The 7411-nt window shown below is 48.5% G+C and carries 5 protein-coding genes; 4 read left to right on the forward strand and 1 reads right to left on the reverse strand.

The window, feature by feature from the left end; all coding sequences use genetic code 11:
- Positions 1 to 861 precede the first annotated feature (861 nt).
- On the forward strand, positions 862 to 1179 hold the full coding sequence (locus L0156_03795; protein MCI0602112.1) for a hypothetical protein: 318 nt from the start codon (positions 862 to 864) through the stop codon (positions 1177 to 1179).
- Positions 1180 to 1216: 37 nt separating this feature from the next.
- Here the strand turns inward: L0156_03795 and L0156_03800 are convergent, their stop codons facing one another.
- On the reverse strand, positions 1217 to 5332 hold the full coding sequence (locus L0156_03800; GenBank protein MCI0602113.1) for a penicillin acylase family protein: 4116 nt from the start codon (positions 5330 to 5332) through the stop codon (positions 1217 to 1219).
- Positions 5333 to 5562: 230 nt separating this feature from the next.
- Between L0156_03800 and L0156_03805 the strand changes: the two genes are divergently transcribed.
- The 3 genes from L0156_03805 to L0156_03815 form a co-directional block, all read left to right on the forward strand.
- Positions 5563 to 5823, forward strand: coding sequence for a type II toxin-antitoxin system prevent-host-death family antitoxin (locus L0156_03805; protein MCI0602114.1), 261 nt, complete (start codon positions 5563 to 5565; stop codon positions 5821 to 5823).
- A gap of 373 nt (positions 5824 to 6196) precedes the next feature.
- A complete protein-coding gene (locus L0156_03810; GenBank protein MCI0602115.1) occupies positions 6197 to 6415 on the forward strand; it encodes a hypothetical protein in 219 nt (72 codons plus the stop codon).
- Positions 6390 to 7411: serine/threonine protein kinase (locus L0156_03815; protein MCI0602116.1), on the forward strand; the 1022-nt coding region annotated here is incomplete at its 3' end. The genes L0156_03810 and L0156_03815, both read left to right, overlap by 26 nt.

The raw sequence follows: 7411 nt of genomic DNA on the forward strand, positions 1-7411 counted from the left end.
ATTGTTTCACCGTAGGGTTCGAGCGAAGGTGCATCCGAAAATAGCGCAGCCGCCATCGATAAAACACTCCGAATGATGTAAGGTCCGGCATTCAGGACAACATTGCGCCTAAAATCGATGGAGTTTGGCTCAGTAAGGATAGTGGAATCAACTGGACTCGCGCGAATGTACCAACAAGTTTTTACGGCTCCGGCTCTGGACCAATAGCCGATTTCGATCCGCGAAACCCTAATTATGTGTACGCTTCCAACAGTGAATCCATCTTCAAGAGCATGATGGCGGAAGAACCTTTGAAAAACTTCCCATAAAACTTGACTCCGAGGACGACGAGATCGCATATCTGAAAATGGATGAGAGCAAAGACCATACCATCTTTTTTATTACATGGGCTGAGTCGCGGCTTTATAAATCGACTGATGATATGACTTTCATTCCGGCGCCAACAGGGAAATAGAATTCGATCCGTTCATTTGATTCTCGCGTTTTTCCCACGATATGTTCCACCGATAAATATACCGGTAAGATACACCCACTACCGGGGTGGTGTCAAGAAAACTTCCCTTTGGATGCTGGCGGGTGGCTCGCACTTCGGAGTGGTTTGAAGTTTGATCTCAAGCCTATTCAAACTTGTCGAAGGCCGCTACAGAGCAACTTTTTTGACATTCATCCCGTCTCTTGCTAGATTTGCCACTTTACCAAGTTCCACACAGGAACGCGGAGACCAGCGCGGCAAAGGCGCAGCTGAAAACGAAAAAAGAAATTAGGGGATAGGCCGGATGAGGGAGATAGGCGGGATGAAGCTCATATAAAGAAGATATCCGCTCTATCCTTTAATCCGGTTTATCTGCTATTTTTTTACTCTTGTTTAAAAGCGACAAGAATGACGTTGAGAGCTTCCGGAGCAAGCTCCGAACCGTAAACTGCAGTCGCAACAAAACACTTGCTCTGCTGAGACGCAGGCTGGCGCTCTTGCTGCTGGATGCGAACGCGTTCGATTTCGCCGTATTGAAGCCAGCCAGAAAGTGTTTGATACAACCGGGTGTGGCGCTTGTCATATTGCCCCGCTATACACGAATAACAACCTTACGCAAACATCGCGCTGTTCCCGGTCACCGATTTGGACTCAATCTTTCCCTGGAAGATCGAAACGCGCTGATCGCTTTCCTGAATACTCTATAGAAACAGTTTCCGCTCGGGCGATCTGCGTGTCCATGGTTTAGGAATTTGGAATCGGCGATTCCCCTTTCAAATGCAGTTCGAGAAAATCCAGAATGGCCTTGTATCCGCGGATTTCGTTTTCTCTTTTCTTAAAACCATGGCCTTCGTCAGGAAAGAGCACGTATTCAACTACACCTTGATTCTTTTTGATAGCGCCAACAATCTCATCCGACTCGGACCGAAGAACATTCTTATCATTCGCGCCCTGCAACACAATCAAAGGTCTTTTGATCTTATCTGCATGAAAGAGTGGTGAAATCGCTTTCAGAACGGCCCCGTCTGTCCTGGGATCGCCGATCTCTTTATATAGCGACTCCCGAACCGGTTCCCATTCAGGCGGCATGGATTCAAGTGTCCTGATCCAGTTTGAAACTCCATAAATATCAACACCCACTGCAAACTCGTTCGGCGTAAAAGTAAGTGCCGCAAGCACCATGTATCCGCCATAGCTGTGCCCGATGATCCCTATTTTCGATGAGTCCACATAGCCAAGCGACGTAAGATATTTCTTCGCTTCGATACAATCCCACAATGGCTCGCGTCCATGCTTCCTGTCATCCGCCATGAAGAATGTCTTCCCATAACCGGAGCTTCCACGATTGTTGATGCCCAGCACCGTATAGCCATGATTCACGAAAAATTGAATGACTCCGTTATACCCTTTTTTTGTTTGCCCTCCGGGACCCCCATGAACATAAACCAGTGCAGGTACTTTTCGATCCGGGCCGGCTTGAACAGGTTTATAGAGAATGGATGGAATTTCAAGCCCATCAAAGGACTTGTAACGCACTACCTGCGATTCAACAAGGCTGGAGGGATCAATCTCCGAATTGAGGCTATCTGTTAGCTTTCGCGCAGCCTTTTTTTCAAAATCGTAGATGTAAAGATTGTTAGGACTGCGATCTTCGTTGAAGTAAAAAGACATCAGGCGCTCGCTGTTGGAGATATTTACGTCTGTAATATTGCCGTCAGTGAAACCCGGCAGAGCAATCAGTTTACCGGTTATCTCATCGTAAATCTTTATTCGGATGTTGCCATCTTCGTTGGTCCCGACCAAACGATATTTTCCAGTGCGCGAGAAGTAGATATACAAAATATCCCATTTATCTTTCTCAACCGTCTCCCTGCTGTCCGCGGCCAAATCGTAACGCGCGAGGTACGAGAATTCACTTCCGTCGTCTGTCAGGTAATAGAGATAGCGATTGTCGACATCGAAACATTGAGGGAAGAAAGAAATCTCCCCGTTGTGCGGTGTGATGTGTTTCATCTGTTTCGTTCCCGCATCGTAGAGGAAGATATCGGTATCTACCGTGCTGTTGTTGGACCTAATCAGAGAGATATACCTTCCATCTTTCGATATTGCTCCGAAGTCATAACCGACATTGTTTTGAAACAACATTTCCCGCTGGAAATTCTCTGTAGTCAATTTATATATATCGAAGAAACGTGGATCGCGCTCGTTGGTCGCGTAGTAAAAAGACTTTCGATCATTGCTCCAACCAAGAAACTGGGCAAAAACTTCTTCGCCTGGTGTCAGATCGCGCTCTTTTCCATCGACTTCCAATACGTACAGATGATCCAAACCGTTGCCGTCACGGTCGTGCTTGTAGAGCACGCGCGAATCGTCCGGAAAATAGGAGACGGCGAAAATGCTATCGGTGTGGGAATGAGTCAACTGCTGGGGGCTACCGCCGGCAATAGGAATAGAGAAAGTATTGAAAATTCCTGTCTTGTTACTGGAAAACAGAATCGACTGTTCATCGGGAGAAAAAGAACTATCCATTATTTTTGTTGTCTTAAGGAATTGTTCGATCGTGTATTGCTTGACTTTAGGATCGGCCTTTTGATTCTTCGGCGGCTCTTCTGCAGGATGATATGCGCGCTCGAGATGGGCTTTGATTTCGTCCAATGTGAACCACGATGGTTTGAATTCACCTTTGGCGTAGAGGGGAGCTTGATCGAAATAATGTGGTGAAGCAGGATCTCCGCTTACTCCGAAATCAAGAAGTGACCTGGCCTCGATCTGACGACCGAACTGAACGACGCTGACATACGAGTTTCCAGCGAGTCCATAGAGTCGTTTCTGCCCCTTAGCTCGATCCTCTGGAATAGGTGTGTAGAAGCTAAAAATCGTGCCTATTTGTGTTCCTGCCACTGGCAAACTCGGCCGGCCATCGCTAAACGATTCGTCGCCACCCGGTCTTAGCCGCTGCATACGATTGACTTCGCCCCAGGCCACTTGCCACGTACCCCAGTCCTGTTCCAGTTCCTTCATCGCTTCTTCCAGCGCGCGAATCTGCAACAACGGCTCTTTCTCAATCTCAGTCGCGGGTCCCATCATGATGAGTCCGTCTGTAAGTTTAAACATGCGCGCGTGCCAGAAATTAAATAGAGTCATGGCTTTTGAGTTGATAGTGGAAACACGATCCCAGGCTTCAAGATCTGCAACTGCGTCGGCGATTCTTGCGGCCCGTTCCGGATCCGTTTGCTTCAGTTTTGACCATTCCTTTACAAGCTCCGGTATTCTGGTCTCGGCATCGATTACCTTTGTGTCGAAAGCCGCCCTGGCCAATTCTTCAAATGTCCATTTATCATTACTCGACAATATGCGCAGCGAGATCCCCGCACGCAGGTGGCCTGCAACCTGGTGAATCATAGCCGATCCATTCTCCTCTTCCTCCTGCACCATGTATGCAGGGTAATCTTTGTTGACCAGGTTTCCTGCAGTCGTTGTCATGAAAGGAGACGAATTACAATTCTGTAAAAAACCACTTTTAGGATTTAGAAGCTGAGGCAACTCTTCCAGCTCATGATAGCCATTCCATTCGGTTTCAGGATTGCTGCCATCCACCGGATTTGTCCAATCGAACTTTGTAGAGCGCCGCGGAACCGTCCCGTTGTAGACGTAGTATATGTTTCCCTCACCGTCGGCATACCCAACGTTGTGATTGACGAGGTTGAGACGACCCACAGCAGCCTTGAATTCTTTCAACGAGCGCGCTTTGGCCATCGCAAAAAACTGATCCAGCAATCCACCCTCCTCGATTTTGGCGATTCTGATGGAGAATGTTTTCCCTTCGCGCACGGCCACAATCGGGCCATGATGCGTTTTGCGAAACTTAAAGCGCTTTTCTACAACGCCTTTATCGCTCTTGATCTTTACTTTTTCGGTCCATTCAGTTGCCGTGCGATAACCGCTGCCGTAAGCGTATCGAAGTGGATTTTTGGGGTCGTCAAATTTTTCGATGTACACGTCCGCTACATCCGGAAGATTCGTGGTGAGACTCCAGCCCAGAAATTCATTGCGTCCGACGGCCGGAACAACTCCCCCAAAGAAATTAGCGCCGGATACGTTCAATCCCTCATCGCTATGCAGGTGTCCTTCATAGACCTCACCGAGCTCAATGTGAGGATTGACGAAAAGCATCGCCTGATTTGATGCGCTTCGGGCAGGGCTGATGAGCCACATATTTGAGCCTCTGGTAAAATGTGCAAGCCCCTGTTGTGAAATTGGCGGCGGATAACTTTGATTCGCGACCGGTTTGATTGGCCTCGCGGACGTCTCCTCGATAATGGCCGTGCGCACTTCTGTGAGATCCAATCCCGTTGTGAAATCAAACTGCTCTCTCTTTTCTTCGCGATAAAAGGCCAGGAGATACCATGGTTCGAACCGAGTCAGCAGGCGCGGTTTGATCTGGGGATGACTTGCCAGGAAATAGTTAAGCCCATCAGCGAAGGCATCACATATCTCTCGTGTGCGTTTGCTTGCATTCCGGTATTCCTCCAGAGAACGGCCAGGTATTTCAAGCGCACGCACAACCAAATCTCCATCCAGCCTATCATCGCCGTAGTCTTCAGAAGCCCGCCCAATCACGCGAATATAGTTATCTTCAACTTTCCAGAAATTGTCTTCGGCCTGTGCGTAAATGTAGCCGAACACTACGCTCGCATCTGTAGGTCCGTAGATATGGGGCACACCATAAGCATCACGGTAAATCATCACAGATCGAGCCATCTTTTCGGCTCCCTCATCAGAAGCTTGCGTTGTAGAGAGAGGAAAAATGAATGCAAGCGAGACCAACAAACCAAGCGCTAATTGCTTTCTAAATTCCATACATATGACTCTCCTGTTTGAATTGATTACGATTCTAGTCGGCGTATTGGATTGCATTACGGGAATCCAGCAAGGCCACCAATCGGGAAGATTACGCAGCGGCAAGATTGACTGGGAGTTAAGCTGGCTCTGAATCGTGCAGAACCGGATACAAAAGTGAATGCCGACGCCTTCCTCGATTGATCTTAAAATAGCCAGCTATTATAATAGCGTTATTAGAGAGGAAAATAATGAAGGTTGCGAATACAGTGGATCTTAAGAACAGGACGAATGAGCTGCTTCGGCAGGTTCGAAAAGGACAGGCGATCATCATCACCTACCGTGGCAAGCCCGCGGCATCTCTTGTGGCGCTCAAAGAGGAAGACCTGGAAGACTTCATTCTTGAGCACAGTCCCAAGGTAAAGAGAATGATTGAAAAAGCCGAAGCGGATCGCAAGGCAGGACGTTTAGTGCCATTCGACACCTACCTGGCTGACCTGAATAAGAAGTGAGTCGTTTTTCTCTCCAATTAACCAAGCAGGCGCGCTCAGACCTGGAGCACTTGTCTCTTCCATTGCAAAAGCAAATCGCCAAGGATATCGAGACATTAGCAAAGAATCCGTTTCCCCAAGCAAGCCGGATCAAGAAATTAAAGGGCTTTTCTTTTCCTCTCTATCGCCTGCGGAGCGGTGATTTTCGGGTTCTCTATCGGACCGACGGGAATCAAGTCACTCTGATGCGTGTCATTGATCGAAAATTCCTGGATCGTATTATCTCCCGATTAAGATAGGCTACAGAGAATGGAGAGTAACCGACAGCAAATGCAGAGCATGCCCGTTGTATAATTTCATCGCAATCCTGAAAGGTTAAATCAATGGATTTTGATTGGGAACGGAGCCTGTGATCGAAGCATGGAAGCAGGGATTGCTATCGATTCGCCGCCTGCGTGATGCAGGTCTGTTGCCGGAAACTACTCCGGATCCTTCGGACTCCACGGAAGAAGAATTGCGCCTGGACAAGCTATTCGCCGATGGAACTATCACAATAGATGCCCTGTTGCAGAAAGGCTCAGAGTTCCATGGATCGTTTGATCGGCCTGGCTGATCAGGAAGGGAATCGTGACATGGAACCTGCCCACGCAAAGCCTCCCGATTTCGGAAAACCGCTGACGTCTTTCGGAAAATACCGCGACCTGGAACAGATCGGATCGGGTGGAATGGCCCACGTCTACAGGGCTTATGACTCATCGTTGCAACGCACGATTGCCCTCAAGCTCATGGATCATACGGAAGCAAAATACAGCGAAAGGCTTTTACGCGAGAGTCGGTCCCAGGCCAAGCTTGATCACCCGCACATTTGCAAGATTTTTGAAGCCGGCGAGCAGTACGGCCGAGCCTACATCGCAATGCAGTACATTCCGGGCAAAACACTGAAGGATGTATCCCAGGAACTCACCCTTGAACAGAAAGTAGATTTAGTTCGGCGGATTGCAGAAGCATTGCACGAAGCGCATCGTTCCGGCATCATCCACCGGGATATCAAACCTACGAACGTTATGGTGGAAACCAGGGATGGATCGTTCTATCTGTATGTTGTCGATTTTGGATTGGCCCGCGAGATTCATTCCGAAGGACTTACACAAACAAAAGCAGTGATCGGAACGCCTCTCTACATGAGTCCCGAACAGGTGTTGGGAAACACTTCTGGTTTGGACCGGCGAACCGATGTCTACAGTCTGGGAGTCACTCTTTACGAGCTTCTTTCCGGAAAAGTCCCGTTTACCGGTGGAAGTAGCCATGCCGTTTTAAAGGCCATTCTGGAAGATGATCCCGAGACCTTTCGCAAGAAAGGCCTGAATGTACCGGCGGACCTGGAAAGCATCGTGATGAAATGTCTGGAAAAGGATCCGGCAAGAAGATACGAGTCTGCGAAATCCCTGGCCGAAGACTTGCGCCGATATTTGGATGGCGCGCCTGTAAATGCACGACCTCAGAGCTGGCGGTGCCGAACTGATCGCAAAGATGCGTACCTGGAAACACAGTGGATTCCATGTTTATGTAGGACCCTCCATTATGCAAAAAGAAGATGCCGTGCGAGTGG

The organism is bacterium, assembly GCA_022616075.1.
Taxonomy (GTDB): domain Bacteria; phylum Acidobacteriota; class HRBIN11; order JAKEFK01; family JAKEFK01; genus JAKEFK01.